This window comes from Ruegeria sp. HKCCA0370 (genome assembly GCF_013033705.1).
Taxonomy (GTDB): Bacteria; Pseudomonadota; Alphaproteobacteria; order Rhodobacterales; family Rhodobacteraceae; genus Ruegeria.
In genome coordinates this window covers 120,925-141,034 of sequence record NZ_WQEP01000001.1, presented here as the reverse complement: position 1 = coordinate 141,034, position 20,110 = coordinate 120,925, and the positions used below count along the sequence as shown (strand labels likewise).

Genomic DNA, 20,110 nt, shown 5'->3' with positions numbered 1-20,110 from the left:
TGGTTGCATTGCCCAACGCAGGATTCACCCATGTCTGATTACGTCATCCGCCCTCTTACCGTTGACGAGGTCCAAAAGGCCGTTGATTGGGCCGGGCGCGAAGGGTGGAACCCGGGGCATCACGATGCTCGTTGCTTCCACGGCACGGATACTCGCGGGTTTCTCGGGGGATTCCTGGATGGCGAAATGATCGCTTCCATCTCGGTCGTTCAGTATGATGACGCATTTGCGTTCCTTGGCTTCTACATCGTCCTGCCCGAGTTTCGCGGATCGGGCCACGGGCTGAAAATCTGGCGGCATGCCTTGGAAAACTGCAATGCGGGCAACATCGGTCTGGATGGGGTCGTCGACCAGCAACACAACTACCGCAGTTCGGGATTTTCTTTCGCCTATAACAACTATCGTTTCACGGCGACTGTAGAGAAGTTGCAGCAGGCTCTGACCCCATCAACCGGCGTTGAGCCCCTGACGGCGGCGTCCGAGGCTTTGTTCGCCTACGACCGGCACCTTTTTCCGGCCCGCCGCGACGCGTTCTTACAGGGCTGGATCAGCGCGCCTGGCCATATGTCCCGCGTGTATTCCGAGGATGGTCAGATCAAGGGGTATGCAACGTTGCGCCCCTGCCGGACAGGGTACAAGATCGGGCCGCTTTTTGCAGATCGCGAGAGCATCGCCGAAGCCCTGCTGGCCAGTTTGCTGGAAACCGTGCCAGCCCACCATTCACAGGATGCCGTTTTCATCGACTTGCCTTTGCCCAACACGGCCGCGTTTGCGCTGGCCGCAAAGCTCGGGTTGGAAAAGGTGTTTGAAACGGCCCGGATGTATTCCGGCCGCGCGCCGGATATCGATCTGAGCCGTGTCTTTGGCGTCACCTCATTCGAACTGGGCTAAAACGCCTTGAACGTCATTGTGGTCAGCGAGCGTTCGATATTGGGAATCACCAGCAGGTGTTCGTTGATGAAATGGCCCACATCCTCGGTCTCGGGGATATAGAGCTTGAGCAGCAGATCATATTCACCGCTGGTGGAATACAGTTCAGAGTGGATTTCGCGCAGGGCGATTTCCTCGGCGACCTTGTAGGTGGTGCCGGGCTTGCAGCGGATCTGGATGAAAACGCAGGTGGACATGATTTGACCCTATCGGTTCGTGTTGTTGGCAAGCTGACACGGGGCCAAGCCGGGTGCAATCCCCTGCAACAGTTTGCAGCGATCGCAACGCATGGTCTGGAAAACCACGACCATCCCCGTCTATAAGCGCGCCTGTAGCAAAAGGAATTCGCCCATGCGCAGCGCAAAGATCAGCCGCCAGACTGCCGAAACGAAAATCTCGGTAGAGATCAATCTGGATGGCGCCGGTACATATGACAACCAGACCGGAGTTGGCTTCTTTGATCACATGCTGGATCAACTGGCGCGCCATTCCCTGATCGACATGACGATCCGCGCCAAGGGCGATTACCACATTGATGATCACCACACGGTCGAAGATACCGGCATCGCGCTGGGGCAGGCTTTGACGCAGGCCCTGGGCGACAAGAAAGGTATCCAGCGGTACGGAGAATGCCACCTGCCCATGGATGACGCTCAGGTGCGCTGTGCGCTGGACCTGTCGGGCCGCCCCTATCTGATCTGGAATGTGGACCTGCCGACGCAGAAGATCGGTGCATTCGACACAGAACTTGTGCGCGAGTTCTTTCAGGCGCTCAGCACCCATGGAGGCATCACGCTGCATATCGACCAGTTGCACGGTTTCAACAGCCACCACATCGCCGAGGCCGCATTCAAGGCCGTCGCGCGCGCGCTGCGTGACGCCGTCGAAACCGATCCACGCAAGGCAGACGCGATTCCGTCGACCAAAGGCGCGTTGTAAATGCTGACCGCCATTATCGACTACGAAAGCGGCAACCTGCACTCGGCGGAAAAAGCGTTTCAGCGCATGGCGCAGGAGGTCGGCGCGGGCGAGGTTGTCGTCACCTCGGACGCGGATGTTGTGGCGCGCGCGGATCGCTTGGTTCTGCCCGGCGACGGGGCGTTTCCGGCATGCGCTGCCGAATTGCGTGGTCACAAGGGTATCTATGACGCGATGGTCGAGGCGGTCGAACAGAAAGGCCGGCCGTTTCTGGGCATCTGTGTGGGCATGCAGTTGATGGCAACCAAGGGCCATGAATACAGCGAAACGGATGGTCTGGACTGGATTGCCGGCGATGTCGTCAGAATCGAGCCGTCAGACACATCGCTGAAAGTGCCGCATATGGGCTGGAACGATCTTGTTCTGGACAGCGATCACCCGGTGTTCAACGGGGTGAAATCCGGCGATCACACCTATTTCGTGCATTCTTACCACTTCCGGGTATCCGACCCGGCACAGCGATTGGCTTATGTGGATTACGGGCAGGAGGTCACGGCCGTCATTGGCCGCGACACGATGGTTGGAATGCAGTTTCACCCCGAGAAAAGTCAGGACGTTGGCCTGCGCATGCTGGGAAACTTCCTGACCTGGAAACCCTGAACCCTACTGAACACGCGTCCAGGTTTGTCCGCGGCAGATCAGACCGCCCGCCACACACCCTTTGACGGTCAGTTTGTTCTGGCCGTCCAGCGACATTTTCGAGTTGTATGTCTTGTCCCGGTCCGGTGCCCAGATCTTGCCGCTGTCATAGCTTCCGCCACCCTCGGGCACCATGTCCCAGATGATCTGCTTGCCAAGGTTTTCATATTCCAGCTGCTCGTTGCCATCCGCATCAAACGCGCTGTCGATGGTTCCGCAGATCGCACTGCCGCATGCGGAAATCGTCACGTGCAGATAGCCGCCGGTATCACCCGGTGCGGTCTTCCACAGACCGTCGACGGGATCCGCAGCCATTGCGCTGGTCGCAAGAAGCATCAAACCCGCTGCAAAAGTAAATCTCTTCATGATGGTCTCCCTGTTTTGATGGCAGTCTGACCCGGCAGCCAGCTGCGGGCAAGAATGACCCAGCGTCGCGTTGCATCCCCTGCCCCGCCTGTGCGATATCCCGCGCGTGCAACACAGATATAGGGCCGCCCGACATGATCCTCTACCCCGCCATCGACCTCAAAGACGGCAATGCCGTGCGCCTGCTGCGTGGTGAAATGGACAAAGCCACCGTGTTCAACGAAGACCCCGCCGCGCAGGCGCGCGCTTTTGTCGAGGCCGGGTGCGAGTGGCTGCATCTGGTCGATCTGAACGGCGCCTTTGCAGGTGAGCCGGTCAACGCCGCCCCGGTCGAAGCGATTCTGAAAACCTGCGACGTGCCCGCGCAATTGGGCGGTGGCATCCGTGACATGGCCACCATCGAAACCTGGATCGAAAAGGGTCTGGCGCGGGTTATTCTGGGCACGGTCGCGGTCGAGAACCCCGATCTGGTGCGCGAAGCGGCCAAAGCCTTTCCCGGCAAGGTCGCCGTGGGCATCGACGCGCGCAACGGTCTGGTTGCCACCAAGGGTTGGGCCGAAGAAACCAATGTTCAGGTAACCGATCTGGCCCGCAGCTTCGAAGACGCGGGCGTGGCCGCGATCATCTACACCGACATCAACCGGGACGGCGCGATGCAGGGCCCCAATGTCGAGGCCACCGCAGAGCTTGCCAAAGCGGTTGATATTCCGGTCATCGCATCTGGCGGCGTGTCCTCGATCGCCGATCTGATCGCCCTGCGCGATTGTGGCGCAGCCTTGAACGGTGCCATTTCCGGACGTGCGCTTTATGATGGGGCGATTGATCTGAAAGAGGCTCTGACGACGCTCAGAGAATAGTTCAATGTTCCATTCGCCGGTAAAGCGTTCCGATCTGTCCGCGCAAAGCCTGCTGCACGAACGGTACAAAACCGGCGACTTTCTGGACTGCTTCAGTGTCGAATCCAATCTTCCACCGCGCCGGGCCGCGGAAATCATCACCGCGTTCCCCGGATGGGCGATGGCACTGGTTCGGCTGCGCGGCCTGCTGGTGACACCCTTTGGCCTCAGCACGACAGGCCCGGATGCCGGCGACAAGCTGGGGATCTTCCCGGTCGAACATGATGGCAGGACCGAGGTGATCGCAGGATTCAACGATCGCCACCTGGATTTCCGGGTTTCCGTCCTGTCGGAAAACGGCCGCATCTCGCTGGCCACGTGGGTCCGACGCCATAACCTTGGCGGGCGCCTGTACCTGGCTGCGATCCTGCCATTTCACATCCTGATCGCGCGAAACGCGCTTGCGCGTGTGAAAAGCGCAAGCACATGCCCCAAAAGGTCTTAACCCGCGGCCGCAGCGGTCAACTTGGCGAGCGCACCGCGCATCTTCTCGATGACTGGTGACTTTTCGACGTCATCCAGCTCGTCCATCGTTTCCTTGGGGTCTTCATAGGCCAACCAGACCTGACCGTTCCCATCCTCATACGCCTGCACCTTGAGCGGCAGGAACAACCCTGCACGCGGATCGATCTGCATGGCCGGCGTGCCCAGCGCAGGATTGCCGAAAATCAGCACTTGATTGGCCGGGATGGGCGTACCGACCTTTTCCGCCCCGGCCGCGTGGTCAATGCGGGCGAAGACAGTGGCCCCTGCGTTGCCAACCGCCGCTTCCAGCGCATCCAGCGCTTCGGCTACGGATTTGTTCGTTTGAACTTTGATGATGTCGTCAGCCATGGCGGCCAAAGCCCCTCCGAGCGAAAAAATTGAAGCAAGTATCAAGCTACGCATGTCGGTATTCCTTCTGTAATATTCACTCCAATTCTCACAGGTTTTGGAAATCTGACAATCACAAGTCTGGCATCAGCAAAGCTTTGCCAGAATTGAAGGCGCCCATTTTACCCTTGCTTTCGAGAACAATCCGACCAGAAGCCAAACATTTTACTGTGTTGAGCCATAATTCGGGCGGAATCCCCGCTTAACTCCTTCGTCAAACACAACAACCCGGGTGGCAAACGTGAGTATTTCCAACCTAGACGTTCCCAAGACGTCCAGATTCGGATCAGCAACCATTGCGATCTTCTGCGCGGCGATTTTCACGAGCGCCAGTCTGCTGTTCTTTGTCCAGCCGCTTTTTGCCAAACTGGTTCTTCCAAAAATCGGCGGTGCCCCGGCGGTCTGGACGACCGCAATGCTGTTTTTTCAAGTGGTGCTGATACTTGGGTATGTGTACGCGCACCTGTTGACCAAGTTTCTGCCCTTGCGCTGGCAGATCATCACCCATTTCGCCTTTTGGGTGGCGGCGCTGACTTTCCTGCCGCTGTCCACCAGCGAAAGCTGGAGCTATGACGCCTCGACCTCGACCGCGCTGCAAACGCTTGGCCTGTTCGCCGTGGGTGTGGGTGTACCTTTTGCGGTATTGTCGGCAAATGCGCCCCTGTTGCAGGCCTGGTACGCCAGGTCGGGCGGGCCTTCGGCGGATGATCCGTATTTCCTTTACAGTGCCAGCAATGTCGGATCCTTGCTGGCGTTGTTGGCCTTCCCCCTGGTTGCAGATCCATTTTTTGGCGCGGCCGAGATCAGCCGTGCCTGGCTAGTCGGCTTCGTTCTGTTCGGCGCGCTTTTGCTTGGCAGTGGCATGATCGCCTTGCGGGGATCACGGCACACGAAGCCGTCGGCCCAAACGGCGCTCAAGGCCAGTTTCCCGACCCTGCGGCAGATCGCTGTCTGGGTGTTCGTCGCCTTCATCCCCTCTTCCTTGATGCTGTCCTTCACAACGCGGGTCAGCACGGATCTGGGTGCTCTCCCGTTGATCTGGGTTGTTCCGCTGGCGGTCTATATCCTGTCCTTCATCATCGCGTTTGCCAAATGGAAACACCTGACGCTTGACGCCTTGAACCTGCCCATGCTGGCGGCGCTGGCGGCGGGTGTCGTACTGGTGTCCAAGGTGGTCAGCGAGCATGACGCGCCGGTGGTTATTCTGCTCTATGTCCCGGTGCTGTTCATCATCGCCCTTTTTGCGCACCGCCTGCTGTACGACATGCGCCCATCCGCCGAGCAATTGACCGTGTTCTACATCGCCCTTTCCGTGGGCGGAGCAATTGGCGGGTTGTTCAACTCGATCGTTGCGCCGATTGCCTTCACACGTGAGTTGGAGGCACCAATCACCATGATCCTGGCCGGAGGATTGTTTCTTGTCCGCGCGCCGGGATTTGCCCTTCGCCATGTCATCATGGGCATCGCGGCAAGTGTTTTCATCCTCGTCATCGCAGGTGCGGCACGCGGCGTCGCGGCGCTGAGCGCGGACATCCCGCGTGCAGGTGCCCTGTTCGCGCTGATATTCGCGGTGCTGTACCTGTTCCGGGCACAGGCCATGCGCATCCCTGTGGTTCTCACCGTCGTTCTGCTGCCCGCATTTGCGGTAAAGAACAATCCGGTGTTCGAAGATCGCAGCTTTTTCGGCGTGCATTCGGTGTATTCAAGCGAGGGCTACCGTGTCTACAAGAACGGCACCACGGTGCATGGCTGGCAACGCGAATCCGAATATGGCGCTCGGCCCACTCCGCTGTCCTATTATCACCCCGAAGGACCGATGGCGCAGGTCATCACGTCGGACTTCGGCAAGCAATCCGACAGCATCGGAATTGTCGGTCTTGGGACAGGTGCACTGGCCTGCTATCGGCAGCCTGCGCAAAACTGGGACTTCTTCGAGATCGACGCGACCGTTGACCAGATCGCACGCGACCCTTCGCTGTTCACCTATCTGTCGGAATGCACGCCCGATTCCGAGACTCACCTGGGTGACGCCCGGATCGTTCTGAAGCAAAAGCCTTTTGCCTTCGATATCCTGGTTTTGGATGCGTACAGCTCGGACGCGATTCCGCTTCACTTGATCACACGCGAGGCGGTAGAGATGTATACCAGCCGCCTGGCCGATGATGGGGTTTTGGTGTTCCACATCACAAACCGGTTCTACGATTTGGTCCAGCCTTTGGCCCGAATTGCCGACAGCCTGAACCTGACCGCTGCGCATCAGCGGCTGACCGTGGGTGAAGAGCAGGTTGAAACCGGAGCCGCCACCAGCAGCGTTGTGATCCTGAGCCCCGACAAATCCCGAATTGAGAGTTTTGCGCAGGATGGAAACTGGCAAATCGTCGAAACCGACGGCGCGCTGCCATGGACCGATGACAAGGCAAACCTGCTTTCGGCACTGAAGCTGCTGAAGAACCGGGATCACTAAGCCCCCCGCTCCGCCCATGGCCCGTGCTACTAGGGCCGTGGGCGGCAAAACGTCTGTGGCATCGGCGGCGCTTTGCCGGTAAAGGTCCCGCAACGAAGGACGATCAGATGCTGAAAACCCGGATTATTCCTTGCCTTGATGTTGCCGATGGCCGCGTGGTCAAAGGCGTGAATTTTGTCGGTCTGCGCGATGCGGGCGATCCCGTGGAATCGGCCAAGGCGTATGACGCCGCAGGCGCGGACGAAATCTGTTTTCTGGATATCCACGCAACCCACGAAAACCGCGGCACCATGTTCGACGTGGTACAGCGCACGGCCGAGCAGTGCTTTGTACCTCTGACCGTCGGCGGCGGGGTTCGCACCAAGGATGATGTCCGCGCCCTGTTGCTGGCGGGGGCAGACAAAGTCAGCTTCAACTCGGCAGCCGTTGCCAATCCCGACGTGATCGCGGAATCAGCAGATCAATTCGGCAGCCAGTGCATCGTCTGCGCCATCGACGCCAAGACGATCAGCCCCGGAAAGTGGGAGATTTTCACGCATGGCGGCCGCAAGCCAACAGGTATTGATGCGGTCGCGTTCGCAAAAACCGTTGTCGCCAAAGGCGCCGGAGAAATCCTGCTGACCTCGATGGACCGCGACGGCACCAAGGCTGGTTTCAACCTGCCCCTGACCCGTGCGATTTCCGATGCAGTGGACGTGCCCGTAATCGCAAGCGGCGGTGTCGGCAATCTGGATCATCTGGTCGAAGGCGTCACCCAAGGTGGCGCAAGTGCGGTGCTTGCAGCCTCGATCTTCCATTTCGGAGAATACACGATCCGCGAAGCCAAGGAACACATGGCCGCCGCAGGCATTCCGATGAGGCTGACATGAGCATTCTGCACGACCTTGCTGCCACGATTGAGGCGCGTAAAGGGGCTGACCCCGATTCAAGCTGGACAGCCAAGCTGCTTGCAAAGGGTCCCGAGAAATGCGCCGAGAAATTTGGTGAAGAAGCCATCGAAGCCATCATCGAAGCCACGAAGGGCGATCAGGCCAAGCTGACCGCCGAAGCAGCAGACGTGCTGTATCACCTGCTGGTCATGCTGGCCGCCCGAGACGTGGCGCTGGAGGATGTTCTGGCCGAACTTGCGCGCCGTCAGGGCATCAGCGGCATTGCTGAAAAGGCCGCCCGCCCCAAAGGGTAACGGCCGGGTTCCGCGCCGCCGCAACGCCCGCTATACTCGGGCGTCAGAATGGCAGGCCGAGGGCGCGACATGATCCGAATTTTGATGCTTGTGGCAACGCTTGCCATCGTTGCGGCATGTGCGGCGCCTCCCCCCTCGACCGGGGATGAGGTACAACGCCTGACAGCCGAGATTCAGCGTCTTGGCCCGGATATCGATCCGGAAGAAGCCCGCCGGGCAGCGCAAGTCGCCTATTCCTATACCGCGCAACTGGTGGACGAATACCAGATCACCGACCCGCCGCTGATCCACAATGCGAAGGTCAACAAGGGATTGCGCCCGCGTGGTCTGTGCTGGCATTGGGCCGAGGATATCGAGCGTCGTCTGAAACAGGAAAACTTCCAGACGCTGGAATTGCACCGCGCCATCGCCAACGCCGACAACCCGCTGAGGATCGACCACAGCACGGCGATTATCAGTCGCAAGGGTGAATCGCTGTATGAGGGCGTCGTGCTGGACCCGTGGCGCTATGGCGGGGTGTTGTTCTGGTCACCTCTGGTCGAGGATACCCGATATGACTGGGTCCCTCGGGACGTGGTGCTGGAAAAACGACGACAGGAACAGGTTGCCCGCCTGAAACCCTATCAGCCAGCAACGCCCTAAAGCTTGGACGAGATGATCCCGGTGGAAAACCCACCCATGCGCAGCTCGCCAAACAGGCGCTGATACTCGATCTTCGGACAGCGGTTCATCACGACGTCCACACCGCGGGCCTTGGCCTTGGCTGCCGCTTCAGGGTGTTCAACCCCGATTTGCATCCAGATCGTTCCGAGGGACGGGAACACCTCCAACGCTTCGTCCACAATGGGCGGCACGGAGTCGGACCGTCGGAAGATGTCTACCATGTCCACGGGTTCGGATATCTCCGAAAGGCTGCCGCGTACCGTCTGGCCAAACAGGTCTTTCCCGGCATGGCCCGGATTGACCGGGATCACGTTGAACCCTTTCAACGACAGGTAGCGGGCAACGTAATAGCTGGGCCGTACCGGGTTCATGGACACCCCGACAACGGCAACGGACTTGGTGCGTTGCAGAATGGCTCTCAGCTGCTGATCGGAATAGTCTGGCATGCCCTATCCTTAGCAGGGTTCCAAAAAGAAAAAAGCGCCCAAGAAGCCTTGGGCGCCAGTTGTTGGAACGAGGGACAGTGAAATGACCCGCGGCAGTTCCATTCCGCGGTCATTGTGACATTTAGGCATATATTTGGTAAAAAAAAGAGGGGCAGCGCATTTTTGTGATGACTCTTCACAATTAGCTGATTCCCGCTCATTCCTGATAGAGGATTACCGGCCAGTTTTCTTCAGCCAACTCAATGTATTCTGTCTGATCCTGCTGCCAGATTTCCTCGATCTCGATCGAGTGCGTCAGGTACAGACGACCATCCACGACCTTCCAGGCCTTGGGGTCCGAGCTCTTCAGAACTCCCATCGCCATCGCATATGAACAATACCCGCCGAACTGCGGCGCGAAAGCACGGGGATTGCTTTCGAACAGCTCGCGGTTTTCCTGCGAGGTGAAATGCCACCTCGCCCCTTTCCATACTACGGAATTCTCGGGCATGCCCATGATCGGCGTAGAACCGTCGAAAAAGGACACGGCATCATACCCGGCCAACGCCACCCCTTCGGTGGTGTAGTAAACGGGCCTTTCCTGCGCATACGTGGCAGGCGCCAGAAAAAAAGCGCACAGCGCGCCAAGTGTGGAACGTCGGGTCAGCATTGCCATGTCAGAATCTGAAATCACTGGGGTATCAAGATGCAATTTTTTGCTGCATGCGGAACCCCTGTTGACGTGGATGTGAACGATCTTCACCCAAAAACGGTCAATCGAAAATGTCTTCGATCACATCCCAGGCTTCATCGAACACGCGCGAGAACATGCTCTTTTTCTTCTTTTTTCGCTTGGTCTTCCGTGGAGGGGCATGAGAAACCGCAGATCGCACTGTTTTGGCAGGCGCAGCCTGCCGCTTGGGCAGCATCTTCAGATCATGCAAAGGTGCGCCACAACTGGAACAGCTCAGCTCGTGCCGTTCTTTGCCCCTCAGGACCAGCGCAGCCCGGGTCCCGCAGTAGCAGCAGGTCGCAATTTTGGATGGACCGGAAATAACGCTCTCCTTTTTGTCAGGGCCGGGATGCATATAAGGCGATTGCCGCGGCATTTGAGACGTTCAGCGATCCGAATCCCCCGGCTGCGTCAATTTTCACCAATTGATCCACGGTTTCCTTCGTCTTTTGGCGCAATCCCGGGCCTTCCGCCCCCAGAACAAGTGCGACGGGGCGGTCCCGACCGTCGCTCAGCGCGCCTTCGATCGTTACCTCTGCTTCACCGTCCAGCCCAAGGACCAGAAATCCCATATTCTGTAGTTCTACAATTGTGTCGGCAAGGTTGCGCATCCGCAGATAGGGTTGACGCTCCAGCGCGCCGCTGGCGGTTTTTGCCAGGGCCCCAGTCTCGGGCGCGGAATGGTGGCGGGTGCCTATGACGGCACTGGCACCCAGAACTTCGGCCGAGCGCAGAATCGCCCCGACATTGTGCGGGTCCGTAACGCGGTCCAGAAGGATGACGCGTGGATTTTCACGACCGATGCAATTTTCGGCCAAACCGCCCCAATCCAGCGGCTTTACCTCCAGCGCGGCACCCTGGTGCACCGAGCCTGCATCGATGGGCGCCGTAAACTTGCGCGGATCAGCCATCTCGGGCTCGATACCAGAGAATTCAATCGCTTCCGCCAGTTTGTCCCGCGCGTTGCGCGTTACGATCAAGCGCAATTTCTGCCGATTGGGGTTCATCAAAGCGTCGCGAACTGCATGCAGACCGAACAGCCAAACGGTTTCAGCAGCCGCGGCCTTGCGCGCCTGTTCCTTCTCAACGACCCATTTGGGTTTCTTCATTTTGCGGGCCTCCGGGCCGGGAATTCGGTTTCCTGCGCCAAAGCGAAATTTTCCTGTTGACGCTCCTTTGGTGCGCTAGTAATCACGCCTCCACGTCAGGTGCAACGCCTGACAGTGGGCGACAGGCCGCAAGGTGTGGCAGGGGACTGTAACTCCCTCGCGGAGACGCACGCCTGGTTCGATTCCAGGGTCGCCCACCATCTTTCCCGTAGAATTCAAAGATGGTCAAAACGCATTGCCCGCGCGTGCTTACGTGCATGCTTTTGCGCAATAACGGCCGCAAAGACTCGTAAAAGTTGCGAAACCGGGTATCGCCCGCTAGTCTGTTAACGTATTTGCGAGGGACATGTTATGAGACTGCTTTTGGCGGCACTTGCCGTTTGTGTCGCAGGCGCAGCGAATGCGCTGACTATTACCTTTGACAATAACTTTCCGAATGATCCTCAAAGCGGGCTGACAACGTTTCAAGGAACCAGCCAAGGTTTCACTTTTGACTATGCACCCGTCTACAACTTTGGAAATCAGATCAACTTGCACGACGACAACGGTGTGCTGTCAACGGTGGTGCAGGCCGTAAACGGGACGAAGTTTACGGCACAATCCGTGGATCTGTCAGGATTGTCGCGCGTGTTCAAGACCGGATCCGGCCCTGCACCCGCACTTGGAACGCAGGCCTACAACCAGTGGCTCAAGGCGGGTGCTGCGACAGTTCCAACCCTGACATTTTCGGGGCTTCTGAACGGTGCCACAGTTGCGACGCAGACGTTCGGACCTTCGGCTTTGAACACTTTTGGTTTCTCCAGTGGGTTCACGGCCATTGATCAACTGTTGATCACGCTGAACGTCCCCAACGCGGTCAAATTCCCCTTTGGCCTTGGGTCGAACACCGTTTGGTGCGACCAATGGTGTGGCGAATTCAACGTGGATAATTTGCAGGTTGCACCGGTCCCCCTGCCCGCAAGCGGGCTGCTTTTGTTCGGTGCCGTTCTGGGCCTGTTCGGGTACCGCAGGCTTAAGACAACCTAAGTGCACCCAACATTAAAAAAAGTGGCGCTGATTTGTTTTTCAGCGCCGCTTTTTGTCTCTTAACCAAGAGTTTGGAAGTTTCTATTCCGCCGCCGGGCGCAGTTCCGAGACCTTGTTGAACCACGCCTCGATTGCATCCAGATCCGCCGGAAGGGCTTCCGCTGCGCCATCCGCGAAGGTCTGGAATTTCTCTTCGTTCAAACCGTTCACGCCGACCAGAACCGGGATATCCATCGCCAGCGCTTCGCCGATCACGGGGCGGAATCCTCGCCCGTCGGATTCATGCTTGCCAAATTTGTTGATGATCAGCAATTGGGGGGCGCCCTCCAGCGAGGCGGTCACATATCCCACCGCCTGTTCCAGCGCTGCCGGGTCCAGACGGCAGCCGCGCGACTGGGTGCCCAGCGACTGCGAAATGCGGATGGTTTCACCGTCGGGCAGCACGCGCAAGTCCATATCGCATTTGCTGCTGTCGGCGCATTCCGTGTTTGTTTGCACAACTCCGGCCAGTTTTGATCCGGACGCCAGCAGGCGTTCCGCAACGGCGCTCAGCAGGCGGTCCGTCGCGCCGCGATCGGTGGTGGTGACATAGGCCAGATGCATCTTGGACCTCTTGTAATTCGTTTGTGACGTTTCAAATAGCACGCAAGGCACCGCCCGGCCACTCCCTCGTTCACGGAAGCGGGGACAGGCCAATCACAGGGGCGTGCAGGTGAAGCAGAACCGCATAGGCGGCAAGCGCGGCCAGCCACACCCCGGGACGCGGCCAGGGGCGCGGTGCGCTCAGTGAGAACCGCGCCGTGTTGCGGGACAAGCGGACCCATTCAAAGCCCATTTCCCGCGACTTGCGCCGGTCGATAAGGGCCATGCCCATGGCTGCGAAACCGGCAAACAGGCCGAACAGAATCACATGTGACAGGCTGCCATTGGCAAGAAGATGTGCCACCGCCCACAGCATCAGCGCGGCAAGGATCGGGTGTCGGGTGGTGCGCAGGATACCGGGCTGTTCTGGGTCAAATGGCCGATTGCCCAGCCCCCCGAACGAAAACGGGTTCTGAATGATCAGCCCCGCAACAGCCAGCCAGCAGACCACCGGCATGATCAGAACCGGCGCCCAGCGCAAAACCGCATATGGCGGGATGACCTCGACATAAGGAGCGTTGGCAGCGGCAATGATCAACCACGCCAGGACGGCCAGCGACAGAACCGAATAGACCGTGAAATACCCCCGGCGTCCGAGTGTATCGATCAGCCGTCCGCGTATGGCGGGTCGCACCGGAATCGCGTGGCTGAGAAGGAATGTGACGAGCGCTGCAAGGAATAGGACCCAACCGGTCATGGTGATCTCCGCTTTATTGGGATCGGTCTAGATCAGGACGGCACTGGTATCCTTGTCCAAAATCAAGTTCGGCGCAGGGGCGGTGCATCGCCCCTGCCCTGTTTACAATCCAAGCGCCGCGCGGCGTTCTTCGGCAAACCCTTGCACGATGCGGTCGGCAATCAGCGCCAGAATCGCCATCGCGGCCCCGGCGGAAATGCCAAGCCCCACATCCGCCTGACCCAGCGCCAGATAGATCGACTGTCCCAGACCCGTAGTGCCGATCAATGCGGCGATCACCAGCATCGCAAAGGCATAGAGGATGGTCTGGTTCAACCCCAGCAGGATCGTGGGCGCGGCATAGGGCGCACGCACGTCGCGCATGATCTGCCACTCGGTCGCACCGCTTGAGATCGCGGCCTCCATCATCTCGTCCGGCGTGTTGACCAGCCCGTGCCGCGTGTAGCGGATCATGGGCACGATCGCATAGGCACAGATTGCCAGAAAGGCCGAGAACTCGCCGATCTGGAACACCATGAGGACCGGGATCAGGAACACGAACAGAGGGATTGTCTGCAACATGTCGCAGATCGGACGGACCACTTTCCACACCGGCTCCCAAATCGCGCTGGCAAGGCCGATCAGGCCGCCGACCACGGCACAGGAAAACACCGCCGCACCGCTCAGGTAAAGCGACAAGAGCGCTCTCTCCCACAGGCCCGAAACGAGGATGGTGCAAAGCAGCCCCACGCACAGCGCCGCCAGACGCCAGCCCCCCGCGACCCAGCCCAGAGCAGCGGCGCCGGTCAGGACAAAGGGCCACGGCAGGTTGGCAATGCCGGTTTCCAGCATTCCAATCAGGATCAGGACGATCAGACCACCCGTCAGCCGCCCACGCCATGCCATCAACAGCGCGATCCCGGCACCTGCGGCAAACAGGCCAAAGCTCATGCCCGCCGTCCACTGGAAGCCCCAGGTGAAGGGCAGGACCGCCTGATCTAGACCGATCCGCAAAGGCAGCAGCACATAGAAAAGTGAGTTGTTCTTGAGCGCATCCAACCACGGGCCATTGGCCTGAGTGAACGCGGTCAGGCCGCTGTCCACGGCCTCGGCCATCGGATCCAGCAAGGTCAGTTCGGATGGGTTCGGCAACCACGCCCAGAAGGCGGCGGTGAAGACCACGGCGAAACCCAACATCGCCCAGACAACCCGGCTGTCATAACGTTTGCGCTCGGTCGCCAAGGTGCCGCTCATGCGATCTATGACAACGGCAAAGACCACGATGACCAGACCCGCCATCAGAGACTCCCCGAACTGCGCCTTGCGCATGGTCAGCAGAACCTCCCAGCCGATATCGTTGAACCCGCCGATGACGGCGGCAATGATGACCATGGACAAGGCCGCCATCAGACACTGATTCACACCGACCATGATCTGCGTGGTGGCGGCGGGAATTTCGACTTGAAACAGTTGCTGAAACCGCGTGCCTCCGGACATGATCGCGGCCTCTTTGATCTCGGGCTCGACCCGTTCCAGCCCCAGCATCACGTTGCGCGCCATGGGCGGCGCGGCGTAGATGGCCGAGGCGATCAGACCGACGACGGGGCCAAAGCCAAAAAGCAACAAAAGCGGGGTCAGATACGCAAAAGTCGGCACCGTCTGCATGACATCCAGAACCGCCTGAACGAAGGATTTCACCCGCGGCACCTCGTTGGCGAGGATGCCGATGCCACCACCCAAAATCAACGCCACCGGGACGGATACTGCGACCAAGGCCAGAGTGTTCATGCTCTCAGCCCAGTAACCCGACGCCAGGACAAAGCTAAGGCCCAGAAAGCCCAGCGCCGCCATGGGCAAACCGCCCAAGTACCAGCCCAGAGCGGTCACGATCCCGATCAGGAGGGGCCATGGCGTATTGCCAAGAACGAAATTCGCCCAGTTCATCGGATAGGTCATCATACCCGAGAACAACCGCATCGCCGGTTTGATCAGGTTCAGAAACCAATCCAGAAACGCGCCCACCCATTGGGTTGCAGGCAGTTCCCACGCGGCGGGCCATTTGACCAGCCATGGGGCGATGCCCTCAAGTGCAAGGCAAACCGCACCGACGACAACCGTAATCAGGGCGGCCTTGGCGCCCGCCGTCAGCCGCGCGCCGTGCTGCGTCGGAACCTCAGTTAAGGCGGTCATGTTTCGTCCACCTGAAGCGCGGCAGCCAGATCGGACGGGTGCACCGTGCCAACGACATTGCCATCGGCATCCCGCACCGGCACGGGTTCATATAGTTCCATGCAATGGGCCAGGGCCGCGTCCAGTGTCATCGACGTAGTCAGGCCGGGATCATCCGGGCCACACTCTGCCTCGTTTCGCATGACCGAGGCGACTTTGGCATGCTGCCCCTTGGCGACATCCTTCGAGAATTCGCGCACATAGTCATCGACGGGTCGCAGGACGATATCCGTGGGCGTGCCGATCTGCACGATCTTGCCATCCCGCATGATGGCGATGCGGTCTGCCAGCTTCAGCGCTTCCTGAATATCGTGCGTGATGAAGACGATGGATTTCTTCAACGTCGCTTGAATGCGCAGGAATTCATCCTGCAACTGGCGACGGATCAGTGGATCAAGCGCCGAGAACGGTTCGTCCAGAAACCAGATGTCAGGGTTTACGGCAAGACTGCGGGCGATACCCACCCGCTGCCGCTGCCCGCCGGAAAGCTGTCGCGGGAAGCTGCCTTCGCGCCCTTCCAGACCAACCAGCGAAATCACTTCCTGCGCGCGGTCCAGCCGTTCCTTTTTGCCAACGCCCTGAACGCGCAGAGGATATGCGACGTTTTCAGCTACGGTCATGTGGGGGAACAGGCCGAAATGCTGGAACACCATGCCCAGTTTTTTTCGGCGCAGCTCGGTCAGGGCCTTTTTCGAGGCGCCTATGACATTCTCACCATCCACCCGAATTTCACCACCGGTGCCGGGCAGCAGTTGCGAGATACAGCGGATCAGCGTGGATTTACCCGAGCCCGACAGGCCCATGATGACGAACAATTCGCCTTCCCTGACCTCGAAATTGGCATCTTGAACCGCCGGAATGAACCCGTTTTCCCGCAGGTCTGCGGCGGCCTTGTCAGCGTCATTCCCTGACCGAGACAGCGCGTCGGTCAGGGCTTTGTCAGCGCCCGGGCCAAAGACCTGCCAGAGATTCCGGCAGGCAATGGCTGGCATAGTCGTGTCAGTCACCTAAGTGGCTCACTTGGTCGCCGCGTCGACAACAGGACGCCATTTGTCTTCGTTCTCCGCCATCCATGCAACGACAACTTCTTCGACCTGGCCGCCGTCAACATCGATCGCACCCATCATCGGCTGCTGGTCTTCGACCGCCAGTTGATAGTTGGACAGGATTTCATAGGCGGCGGGCCACTTTTCTTCCAGGCCGCTCCAGCCGGCTTTGAAGATGCGCGATGGCGAAAAGTCGCAATCGTTCACGGCGTTCGGGTTCGGACCCCACGCCGGATCGTTAAAGCATGCCTCTTCACCTGCGGGCAGTTCAACGAACTGCACGTCATAGGCAGACATCGCCCAGTGCGGCTGCCAGAATGTGATCAACAGTGGCGACTTGCGCTCGGTCGAAGCCCGAAGTTCGGCGATCAAGGCACCTTCGGAACCGGCGGGAACAGCCTTGAACGGCAGCTCAAGGCCCGCCATGCGATCCGCGCCAGGTGTGCCCCAGTCGGCCGGATAATCGACCAGACGGCCACCGGGCAGAGTTTCCGCCGTGGCAAAAACCTGCGCGCAGTCTTTCAGCGCTTCCCACGCAGGCAAGCCGGGGCATAGATCAGCGACATGCGCCGGGTATGCGATACCTTCCTTGGCATCCAGGCCAAGATCGCCGATTTCGACAACAGTGCCTTCCTCGATCTTCTTGGCATATTCATCCGAAACATTGGACGACCAGATTTCAAGCGTCGCGTCGATGTCTCCATCGGCCAGCGCCTGGAACTGGTTCATCATGCCGGCGGTCACATATTCTACGTTATAACCAGCGGCCTTGAGCATTTCACCCGCCACATGCGTGGTTACGTGCTGACCGGTCCATTCGTTGATCGCCAGTTTGATCGGCTCGTCCACGGCCCCCATATCCGCCGCATGCGCCGCACCGGCAACGGTTAGGGCCATAAGGCTTACACTCAGTTTTTTCATGGATTTTCTCCCTGTCTTATTTGTTTTGCCCACCCCGGCAGGGGTTTCCCGCCGGTATCTTTGTCTGATGACAATACCATGCCGCAACATGCACAAATTTGGTCGGAAAAGGAAAGTGATCAGTTTGTAACAGCGCGGCTTTCTTGCCGCTGATGCGTAGATTTTCCCCCGCAGGCGCCGCAAGGGCCCCTGCCCGACCCGTCAATATCCCCCGCCCCGGGGCACGGAATGTTGACTGACGAGTCAATCACAAACCGTTTTGAGCCCGTTTGTCGAGGATTTCTTTGACAGTTCAGTGTTTTTTCTTGTTCGGGCTGAATTTCGATTCCTGTCGGGTGGCTTTCGAACACCGAAAATTCCCATTGCAAAAGGAAGGTAAAACAAAACACTGTTGATATGACAGCTTTGAGGTTGGGTTCATGCGTTCATTTGACGAGATCTTTGATATTGCCGCCTCTCGCCACGGTGGCGTCGAAGCCTTTGAAGCACAGTTGACCAAGCCCGAAAGCCACGAAGAACTGGCGGCGATGCCCGACGACCGGTGGCTATCGATCATCACGAAATGCGTCTTTCAGGCCGGTTTCAACTGGAAGGTCATCGAAAACAAATGGGATGGATTCGAGGCCGCCTTTGACGGTTTCGATGTGGGCCGGTGTGCGTTCATGGATGATGAAAAGTTCGATTCCCTGCTGCAAGACACACGCATTGTCCGCAATGGAACCAAGATCGCAGCAGTGCGGGACAACGCGGCGTTCCTTTTGGAACTGCGCGACGAAGGCGGCGCGGGCCAGGTTCTGGGGGGCTGGCCCTCTGATGACTATGTCAGCCTTCTTGCCATGCTGGCCAAACGCGGGTCTCGTCTTGGCGGGGCTTCGGCGCAATATGCGATGCGTTTTGCGGGCCGCGACAGTTTCATTCTGTCGCGGGACGTCACCGCCCGTCTGATCGCCGAGGGCGTGATCGACAAACCCGCTACGTCAAAAAAAGCCATGGCCGCGGTGCAACGGGCCTTCAATTCCTGGATGGATCAATCCGGGCGGTCTTTGACGGAAATCAGCCGGGTTCTGGCCATGAGCCTGTGAAAACGGTTTGCGGATCGCAAGCAGAGGACTAGGATTCATCTCATGGTTCTGCGCGTATTCCTGTGTGCTCTTTTATTGCTGTCCTCTTGCGGCCGTCCATTGACAAAGCAAGAGCGCGACTTTGCGGATGCCATTCAGGGCGAAACCCTGAATCTTGACAGCGTGCGATTGGTCCAAGGTGCGCCGGTTGCCAATGTGACGTATTTCCGCGAAGAGCGGCCACGTCTGGCCTGTCGCGAGCGCATCCTTCCTCCGGTAGAACCCGGGCCGGTGACAGGCAGGCCAGCCGCCGTGGCCCTGTTCAACAAGGTCTATTTTGCGCGCGATTGGTATCTTGAAGACTACATGTCCGATTTTCCGGATCAGATGAACCTGGTGGCTGCGATGCTGCTGGCCCATGAACTGACGCATGTCTGGCAGTGGCAGAATCGCCGGACCACCGGTTACCACCCGTTGCGAGCAGCGGCGGAACATGGTGGGCGCAGCGACCCGTATCTTTTTGACCTCGAAACCTCGCCGGACTTCCTGTCCTACGGGTTTGAACAGCAGGGCGCCATCGTCGAGGAATACGTTTGCTGCCGTGCGCTGGACCCTCAGGCCACCCGAACCAAACGGCTGCACAGGATGCTGAGCGCGCATTTTGATCTGTCCCCGCTTCCGCAAAAAGGGCGAGAGCGCGCAATCCTGCTTCCCTGGAGCGAGGCCGAGATCGACGGGATTTGCAGCGGAACCTAATTCTGCTGCAAGGTCTCCAGATAGGCTACCAGATCCACGATGGGCTGGCTCGTCAGAATTGGCTGACCCTGCGGCGTTTTCATGGATGTGTCCTGCCCGTCAAAATAAGGACCATAAACCGGCATTGGGCTACCATGGCTGACCAGCGGATCCCGACCATCAATGCGGGAGACAACGCGGGCAGTCGGGAACACGCCCTCTTCGTTGGACAAAGCGGTCAGATCGCTCGGTTGAACCACCAGCACGGCTGCCATCGGACCTTGGCCCATTGCATCGATTCCGTGGCAGGTCGCGCAATGGTGCATATAGAGTTCCTCTCCGGTCTTCGCGTCCTGAGCCCAGGCGGCCTGCGAGGCAGCAGCCGAAACCCCAAGAACCATTACACTGATTGTTGCCTTGAACATCGTATCCTCCTGCCTGGATTGGCATTTGCAGGGTTGCCCGATGACCGTCTTGGCGCAATGATCCAGATCAACGAAAAAGGTACAGAGGTT

The 20,110-nt window shown here is 58.9% G+C and carries 25 protein-coding genes and 1 tRNA gene; 13 read left to right on the top strand and 13 right to left on the bottom strand.

Going from position 1 to position 20,110, the window contains the following annotated elements:
* The first annotated feature begins 30 nt into the window (after positions 1 to 30).
* A complete protein-coding gene (locus tag GOW31_RS00740; protein ID WP_171167195.1) occupies positions 31 to 891 on the top strand; it encodes a GNAT family N-acetyltransferase in 861 nt (286 codons plus the stop codon).
* Here the strand turns inward: GOW31_RS00740 and GOW31_RS00735 are convergent.
* Entirely contained in the window at positions 888 to 1,127 is a 240-nt protein-coding gene (locus tag GOW31_RS00735) for an Lrp/AsnC family transcriptional regulator (protein WP_050602861.1), read from the bottom strand. The genes GOW31_RS00740 and GOW31_RS00735 overlap by 4 nt on opposite strands.
* 154 nt (positions 1,128 to 1,281) lie before the next feature.
* Between GOW31_RS00735 and hisB the strand changes: the two genes are divergently transcribed.
* Together hisB and hisH are read left to right on the top strand one after the other, a co-directional pair.
* Positions 1,282 to 1,869 carry an imidazoleglycerol-phosphate dehydratase HisB gene (gene hisB, locus GOW31_RS00730; RefSeq protein ID WP_171114888.1) on the top strand — a complete coding sequence of 196 codons (588 nt, stop codon included), beginning with the start codon at positions 1,282 to 1,284 and terminating at the stop codon, positions 1,867 to 1,869.
* Positions 1,870 to 2,508 carry an imidazole glycerol phosphate synthase subunit HisH gene (gene hisH / locus GOW31_RS00725; RefSeq protein WP_170343693.1) on the top strand — a complete coding sequence of 213 codons (639 nt, stop codon included), beginning with the start codon at positions 1,870 to 1,872 and terminating at the stop codon, positions 2,506 to 2,508.
* A 3-nt stretch (positions 2,509 to 2,511) separates the two neighbouring features.
* Here the strand turns inward: hisH and GOW31_RS00720 are convergent, their stop codons facing one another.
* Positions 2,512 to 2,913, bottom strand: a complete 402-nt coding sequence (locus GOW31_RS00720) for a DUF2147 domain-containing protein (protein WP_170343692.1) — start codon at positions 2,911 to 2,913, stop codon at positions 2,512 to 2,514.
* A gap of 134 nt (positions 2,914 to 3,047) precedes the next feature.
* On the opposite strand from GOW31_RS00720, the gene hisA reads away from it, so the two are divergent.
* Together hisA and GOW31_RS00710 are read left to right on the top strand one after the other, a co-directional pair.
* A complete protein-coding gene (gene hisA / locus GOW31_RS00715) occupies positions 3,048 to 3,770 on the top strand; it encodes a 1-(5-phosphoribosyl)-5-[(5-phosphoribosylamino)methylideneamino]imidazole-4-carboxamide isomerase (RefSeq protein WP_171167193.1) in 723 nt (240 codons plus the stop codon).
* Between the two features lie 4 nt (positions 3,771 to 3,774).
* On the top strand, positions 3,775 to 4,254 hold the full coding sequence (locus tag GOW31_RS00710) for a DUF2867 domain-containing protein (protein WP_171167191.1): 480 nt from the start codon (positions 3,775 to 3,777) through the stop codon (positions 4,252 to 4,254).
* Here GOW31_RS00710 and GOW31_RS00705 read toward each other — a convergent pair.
* Positions 4,251 to 4,643, bottom strand: a complete 393-nt coding sequence (locus GOW31_RS00705; protein ID WP_171116471.1) for a DUF302 domain-containing protein — start codon at positions 4,641 to 4,643, stop codon at positions 4,251 to 4,253. The genes GOW31_RS00710 and GOW31_RS00705 overlap by 4 nt on opposite strands.
* A 280-nt stretch (positions 4,644 to 4,923) precedes the next feature.
* Between GOW31_RS00705 and GOW31_RS00700 the strand changes: the two genes are divergently transcribed.
* The 4 genes from GOW31_RS00700 to GOW31_RS00685 all read left to right on the top strand — a co-directional run bounded on the left by GOW31_RS00700 (position 4,924) and on the right by GOW31_RS00685 (position 8,971).
* Positions 4,924 to 7,146, top strand: coding sequence for a fused MFS/spermidine synthase (locus GOW31_RS00700; protein WP_371813683.1), 2,223 nt, complete (start codon positions 4,924 to 4,926; stop codon positions 7,144 to 7,146).
* 107 nt (positions 7,147 to 7,253) lie between these two features.
* Entirely contained in the window at positions 7,254 to 8,015 is a 762-nt protein-coding gene (gene hisF, locus GOW31_RS00695) for an imidazole glycerol phosphate synthase subunit HisF (RefSeq protein ID WP_171167189.1), read from the top strand.
* Positions 8,012 to 8,329 (top strand): phosphoribosyl-ATP diphosphatase, encoded by a 318-nt coding sequence (locus GOW31_RS00690; protein WP_170343689.1) that lies wholly within the window; start codon positions 8,012 to 8,014, stop codon positions 8,327 to 8,329. The genes hisF and GOW31_RS00690 overlap by 4 nt, the downstream gene beginning before the upstream one ends.
* A 69-nt stretch (positions 8,330 to 8,398) precedes the next feature.
* On the top strand, positions 8,399 to 8,971 hold the full coding sequence (locus GOW31_RS00685) for a hypothetical protein (protein WP_171114881.1): 573 nt from the start codon (positions 8,399 to 8,401) through the stop codon (positions 8,969 to 8,971).
* Here the strand turns inward: GOW31_RS00685 and GOW31_RS00680 are convergent.
* The 4 genes from GOW31_RS00680 to rlmB all read right to left on the bottom strand — a co-directional run bounded on the left by GOW31_RS00680 (position 8,968) and on the right by rlmB (position 11,259).
* Positions 8,968 to 9,438, bottom strand: a complete 471-nt coding sequence (locus GOW31_RS00680) for a CoA-binding protein (protein WP_171167187.1) — start codon at positions 9,436 to 9,438, stop codon at positions 8,968 to 8,970. The genes GOW31_RS00685 and GOW31_RS00680 overlap by 4 nt on opposite strands.
* Before the next feature lie 196 nt (positions 9,439 to 9,634).
* Positions 9,635 to 10,093 (bottom strand): YHS domain-containing (seleno)protein, encoded by a 459-nt coding sequence (locus GOW31_RS00675; RefSeq protein ID WP_171114877.1) that lies wholly within the window; start codon positions 10,091 to 10,093, stop codon positions 9,635 to 9,637.
* A 97-nt stretch (positions 10,094 to 10,190) separates the two neighbouring features.
* Entirely contained in the window at positions 10,191 to 10,505 is a 315-nt protein-coding gene (locus GOW31_RS21930) for a hypothetical protein (RefSeq protein WP_254441617.1), read from the bottom strand.
* Positions 10,489 to 11,259: a 23S rRNA (guanosine(2251)-2'-O)-methyltransferase RlmB gene (gene rlmB / locus GOW31_RS00670; protein WP_152458692.1), complete on the bottom strand. Its 771-nt coding sequence runs from the start codon at positions 11,257 to 11,259 to the stop codon at positions 10,489 to 10,491. Before rlmB ends, GOW31_RS21930 begins: the two co-directional genes overlap by 17 nt.
* A 116-nt stretch (positions 11,260 to 11,375) precedes the next feature.
* Between rlmB and GOW31_RS00665 the strand changes: the two genes are divergently transcribed.
* Positions 11,376 to 11,459, top strand: a tRNA-Tyr gene (locus tag GOW31_RS00665).
* Between the two features lie 151 nt (positions 11,460 to 11,610).
* Positions 11,611 to 12,285, top strand: coding sequence for a hypothetical protein (locus tag GOW31_RS00660; protein WP_171167185.1), 675 nt, complete (start codon positions 11,611 to 11,613; stop codon positions 12,283 to 12,285).
* Between the two features lie 81 nt (positions 12,286 to 12,366).
* Here the strand turns inward: GOW31_RS00660 and GOW31_RS00655 are convergent, their stop codons facing one another.
* The 5 genes from GOW31_RS00655 to GOW31_RS00635 form a co-directional block, all read right to left on the bottom strand.
* A complete protein-coding gene (locus GOW31_RS00655; RefSeq protein WP_152458694.1) occupies positions 12,367 to 12,888 on the bottom strand; it encodes a DUF2478 domain-containing protein in 522 nt (173 codons plus the stop codon).
* A 70-nt stretch (positions 12,889 to 12,958) separates the two neighbouring features.
* Complete coding sequence (locus GOW31_RS00650; protein WP_171167183.1) at positions 12,959 to 13,624, bottom strand: NnrU family protein; 666 nt, start codon at positions 13,622 to 13,624, stop codon at positions 12,959 to 12,961.
* Positions 13,625 to 13,726: 102 nt separating this feature from the next.
* On the bottom strand, positions 13,727 to 15,793 hold the full coding sequence (locus tag GOW31_RS00645) for a proline/glycine betaine ABC transporter permease (protein ID WP_171114867.1): 2,067 nt from the start codon (positions 15,791 to 15,793) through the stop codon (positions 13,727 to 13,729).
* A complete protein-coding gene (locus GOW31_RS00640; protein ID WP_171167180.1) occupies positions 15,790 to 16,839 on the bottom strand; it encodes a betaine/proline/choline family ABC transporter ATP-binding protein in 1,050 nt (349 codons plus the stop codon). Before GOW31_RS00640 ends, GOW31_RS00645 begins: the two co-directional genes overlap by 4 nt.
* Positions 16,840 to 16,848: 9 nt before the next feature.
* Complete coding sequence (locus tag GOW31_RS00635; protein ID WP_171167177.1) at positions 16,849 to 17,799, bottom strand: ABC transporter substrate-binding protein; 951 nt, start codon at positions 17,797 to 17,799, stop codon at positions 16,849 to 16,851.
* A 419-nt stretch (positions 17,800 to 18,218) separates the two neighbouring features.
* Here GOW31_RS00635 and GOW31_RS00630 point away from each other — a divergent pair, with 419 nt between their 5' ends.
* Both GOW31_RS00630 and GOW31_RS00625 read left to right on the top strand, forming a co-directional pair.
* Complete coding sequence (locus GOW31_RS00630) at positions 18,219 to 18,881, top strand: DNA-3-methyladenine glycosylase I (RefSeq protein ID WP_171167175.1); 663 nt, start codon at positions 18,219 to 18,221, stop codon at positions 18,879 to 18,881.
* Between the two features lie 42 nt (positions 18,882 to 18,923).
* Positions 18,924 to 19,616, top strand: a complete 693-nt coding sequence (locus tag GOW31_RS00625) for a hypothetical protein (RefSeq protein ID WP_171114859.1) — start codon at positions 18,924 to 18,926, stop codon at positions 19,614 to 19,616.
* Here GOW31_RS00625 and GOW31_RS00620 read toward each other — a convergent pair.
* Positions 19,613 to 20,020 (bottom strand): cytochrome c, encoded by a 408-nt coding sequence (locus GOW31_RS00620; RefSeq protein WP_171167173.1) that lies wholly within the window; start codon positions 20,018 to 20,020, stop codon positions 19,613 to 19,615. The genes GOW31_RS00625 and GOW31_RS00620 overlap by 4 nt on opposite strands.
* Positions 20,021 to 20,110: the final 90 nt, after the last annotated feature.

What these genes read in the sequence shown, in the direction of transcription:
- GOW31_RS00675 (WP_171114877.1), bottom strand. Translation starts at nt 10,093, where the DNA reads ATGGCAATGCTGACCCGACGTTCCACACTTGGCGCGCTGTGCGCTTTT.
- hisB (WP_171114888.1), top strand. Translation starts at nt 1,282, where the DNA reads ATGCGCAGCGCAAAGATCAGCCGCCAGACTGCCGAAACGAAAATCTCG.
- GOW31_RS21930 (WP_254441617.1), bottom strand. Translation starts at nt 10,505, where the DNA reads ATGCATCCCGGCCCTGACAAAAAGGAGAGCGTTATTTCCGGTCCATCC.
- GOW31_RS00680 (WP_171167187.1), bottom strand. Translation starts at nt 9,438, where the DNA reads ATGCCAGACTATTCCGATCAGCAGCTGAGAGCCATTCTGCAACGCACC.
- hisH (WP_170343693.1), top strand. Translation starts at nt 1,870, where the DNA reads ATGCTGACCGCCATTATCGACTACGAAAGCGGCAACCTGCACTCGGCG.
- hisF (WP_171167189.1), top strand. Translation starts at nt 7,254, where the DNA reads ATGCTGAAAACCCGGATTATTCCTTGCCTTGATGTTGCCGATGGCCGC.
- GOW31_RS00660 (WP_171167185.1), top strand. Translation starts at nt 11,611, where the DNA reads ATGAGACTGCTTTTGGCGGCACTTGCCGTTTGTGTCGCAGGCGCAGCG.
- GOW31_RS00705 (WP_171116471.1), bottom strand. Translation starts at nt 4,643, where the DNA reads ATGGCTGACGACATCATCAAAGTTCAAACGAACAAATCCGTAGCCGAA.
- GOW31_RS00650 (WP_171167183.1), bottom strand. Translation starts at nt 13,624, where the DNA reads ATGACCGGTTGGGTCCTATTCCTTGCAGCGCTCGTCACATTCCTTCTC.
- GOW31_RS00645 (WP_171114867.1), bottom strand. Translation starts at nt 15,793, where the DNA reads ATGACCGCCTTAACTGAGGTTCCGACGCAGCACGGCGCGCGGCTGACG.
- GOW31_RS00655 (WP_152458694.1), bottom strand. Translation starts at nt 12,888, where the DNA reads ATGCATCTGGCCTATGTCACCACCACCGATCGCGGCGCGACGGACCGC.
- rlmB (WP_152458692.1), bottom strand. Translation starts at nt 11,259, where the DNA reads ATGAAGAAACCCAAATGGGTCGTTGAGAAGGAACAGGCGCGCAAGGCC.
- GOW31_RS00625 (WP_171114859.1), top strand. Translation starts at nt 18,924, where the DNA reads ATGGTTCTGCGCGTATTCCTGTGTGCTCTTTTATTGCTGTCCTCTTGC.
- GOW31_RS00720 (WP_170343692.1), bottom strand. Translation starts at nt 2,913, where the DNA reads ATGAAGAGATTTACTTTTGCAGCGGGTTTGATGCTTCTTGCGACCAGC.
- hisA (WP_171167193.1), top strand. Translation starts at nt 3,048, where the DNA reads ATGATCCTCTACCCCGCCATCGACCTCAAAGACGGCAATGCCGTGCGC.
- GOW31_RS00630 (WP_171167175.1), top strand. Translation starts at nt 18,219, where the DNA reads ATGCGTTCATTTGACGAGATCTTTGATATTGCCGCCTCTCGCCACGGT.
- GOW31_RS00735 (WP_050602861.1), bottom strand. Translation starts at nt 1,127, where the DNA reads ATGTCCACCTGCGTTTTCATCCAGATCCGCTGCAAGCCCGGCACCACC.
- GOW31_RS00740 (WP_171167195.1), top strand. Translation starts at nt 31, where the DNA reads ATGTCTGATTACGTCATCCGCCCTCTTACCGTTGACGAGGTCCAAAAG.
- GOW31_RS00690 (WP_170343689.1), top strand. Translation starts at nt 8,012, where the DNA reads ATGAGCATTCTGCACGACCTTGCTGCCACGATTGAGGCGCGTAAAGGG.
- GOW31_RS00710 (WP_171167191.1), top strand. Translation starts at nt 3,775, where the DNA reads ATGTTCCATTCGCCGGTAAAGCGTTCCGATCTGTCCGCGCAAAGCCTG.
- GOW31_RS00620 (WP_171167173.1), bottom strand. Translation starts at nt 20,020, where the DNA reads ATGTTCAAGGCAACAATCAGTGTAATGGTTCTTGGGGTTTCGGCTGCT.
- GOW31_RS00685 (WP_171114881.1), top strand. Translation starts at nt 8,399, where the DNA reads ATGATCCGAATTTTGATGCTTGTGGCAACGCTTGCCATCGTTGCGGCA.
- GOW31_RS00635 (WP_171167177.1), bottom strand. Translation starts at nt 17,799, where the DNA reads ATGAAAAAACTGAGTGTAAGCCTTATGGCCCTAACCGTTGCCGGTGCG.